The organism is Kitasatospora sp. NPDC001225 (assembly GCF_053597855.1).
Genome location: NZ_JBSFJC010000332.1, coordinates 1 through 2,818, shown reverse-complemented (window position 1 = coordinate 2,818; position 2,818 = coordinate 1). Strand labels below are relative to the sequence as shown.

General features: G+C 76.3%; 1 protein-coding gene. It reads left to right on the top strand.

The window, feature by feature from the left end; translation table 11 throughout:
- Positions 1 to 198 precede the first annotated feature (198 nt).
- Positions 199 to 2,818 (top strand): hypothetical protein (locus tag ACWDCZ_RS40020; protein ID WP_449818552.1); only part of this gene is annotated, 2,620 nt, incomplete at its 3' end.

Genomic DNA, 2,818 nt, shown 5'->3' with positions numbered 1-2,818 from the left:
GCCGATCCGGGGGCGCTGGCGTTCCGGGGCGCCGTGCACGGGAAGTCGGCCGGGCGACTTCCCGTGCACGGCGCCGGCGGTCTGCCCTTTGGGGACAGGAGGTGCTTCCCCCGCCAAGGGTGCCCGGGCTCTGTCCCCGGGCGCCCGGGCCCAGGAGACTGCGGGGGAGACCGCCCCTGCAACCTGTGAGGTCGAGCCGTGATCGGCGCCACCGCCACTCCCCGCTCCGCCCGGCGGCCGGCCCGGGCCGCCCTCGCGGCGCTGCTCGCGCTCGCGACGGCCCTGGTGACCCTGGCCGGGGCCGCCCCCGGAGGGCAGGGCGCCGCCGCGGCCCCGGCGGCCGCGGTCGACCCGGCGGCCGGGCGGATCGTCTTCGCCGGCACCGACCACCGCGGCCTCGGCCGGGTGACCGGCATGACGGACAGCGCCCCGCTGTTCGGGCCCGGCCCGATCCACTTCGACCGGGACCCGTCCGCCCGCGGCGGCGAACTCGTCTTCACCAGCCTGCGGGACGGCCCGCTGCCCCAGGTGTACCTGCGCGACGCGGCCGGCGCGGTGCACCGGCTCACCACCGGCATGGACACCGCCCACCCCGCGCTCGCCCCCGACGGCAAGGGCGTCGTCTTCGAGGCCCTGGAGCCCCGCGCCGGGGACGCCGGCCCCCGGCACGTCCTGTGGGCCGTCAACCGGGACGGCAGCGGCCTGCGCCGGATCACCGAGGGCGCGGCCGACGAGACCCACCCGACGGTCTCGCCCGACGGCAAGTGGATCGCGTACTCCTGCGACGGCGAACCGTCGCACCGTCAGATCTACCTGCGGCCGTTCGAGGGCGGCGCGCCCGTCAAGGTCACCAGCGTGACCAGCGGGGACGCCGTGGACCCGGCCTGGAACCCGGTGAACGACGACGCCCACCGCAACGAGATCGTCTACACCCGGGACGAGGGCGCCCAGGGCCGCACCCTGGTCCTCACCTCGCCCACCGGCGGCGAGAAGGCCTTCTTCCCCGGCACCGGCTCCACCTGGAAGACCGGCTCGGCCGGCTGGCTGGCCGACGGCAGCGGGGTGCTCTTCCTCAGCGCCGACCTGCTCGACCCCAACGACCCGACCCCGCAGCCCGACCCGTCCCGGCCGCCGGTGGTGAACCTCTACCGGGCGCTGACCTGCAACTGCGAAGCGCCGAAGGTGCTCTACCGCGCCAACCGGCTGATCGCCACGCCGACCTGGCTGGGCACCCAGACCGAGGGCGGCCCCGTCGTCGAGCAGACCAGCGCCTCCGGCGCCAACGTCGCCGACGTCGAGGACGTCCTCCCCGACGGCTCCGACCCGCGCGACCTCGGCATCAGCGTGCTCCGCGAGGACCCGGCCGCCGCCGACAACACCAGCACCGACCCGGGCGCCGACCCGCTGTTCCACCCCCGCCCCGGCTTCGACCCCTGGTACGAGCGCCAGACCTACACGCCCGACGGCCGCCGGATCGTGGTCACCCGCTACGAGGACGGCCCGGCCGGACGGATCCAGCGGATCTGGACCGCCGACGGCGACGGCGCCGACCCGCAGCCGATGAACCTCGCCGGACGCGGCCCGAACGACCGCGACACCGACCCGTCGATCTCCCCGGACGGCCGGCTGATCGTGTTCAGCCGCAGCACCCCGGCCACCGGCCAGGACCCGGCCCGGCCCGGGCGGGTGCTGATCGCCGAGGTCGCCACCGGGAAGATCGTCGGCACCGTCCAGCCGCCGGCCGGCCAGCAGGGCGCCTCCGACGGCCAGCCGTTCTGGTCCCCCGACGGCAAGCTGATCGCCTTCTCCCGGACGGCGGTGGTCAACGGGAACGCCGGCAACCTGCACGTCTGGACCGTCACCGCCGACGACCTCACCCGGCAGACCGACCTCAGCCGGACGGCCTGCCCGGGCAACTGCGACGTCATCGACGACAGCCCCGCCTTCGCCCCCGACGGCCGCCGCATCGCCTTCAACCGCAAGGCCGGTGACGGCGGGAACAACCAGCAGGACGGCATCGTCGTCACCTCGCCGACCGGCGAGGACTGCACGGTGGTCGTGCCCACCGGGCTCGGCCAGGGCGCCTGCACCCGGCCGCTGCCCGACCGCCCCACCACCGGGCCCTTCCAGCCCCGCGACGTCGCCTGGACGGCGAACAGCGCGCAGCTGGTCCTGACCTCCCGCCGCGCCGCGCCGCCGAACTCACCGGAGGGGCTCAAGGTCTACGACTTCGCCACCGCCAAGCTCACCGAGCTCGACTGGCGGCTGCCGGGCCGCCAGAAGGAGCCGGCCGTCCAGCAGTCCGTCGACCTGGCGGTCAGCGTGCCCGAGCGGACCCCGGCCGTCCCCGTCGACGGCAGCACCGAGGTGACCGTCACCGTCACCAACAAGGGCCCCGCGCCCTCACCCGGCACCGCCCTCACCGTCTCGGTGCCGACCGGTGCCCGGCTCGACAAGCTGACCACCCCGACCGGGACGTGCGACGCGGCCGCCCTGCGCTGCGAACTCGGCACCCTGACCCCGCGCCAGGTGGTCCGGATCAAGGCCACCCTGGTCGGCACCCGGCCCGGCGTCCCGGACTTCGGCTGGACCGTCACCGGGACGGTCGTCGACCCGTACCCCGACGACGACTCCGCCCGGACCTTCCTGCCGGTGCTGGAACCGTCGACCCCCTCGCCGAGCCCGACCCCGACCCCCTCGCCGACCGCGACGCCCACCCCGACCCCGACACCCACCCCGACCACGACCCCGCCCCCGACCAGCCACCCAGCCCGCCCGTCCCACCGCCGCCCCCGGCCGCGCCACCGCATGCCTGGCC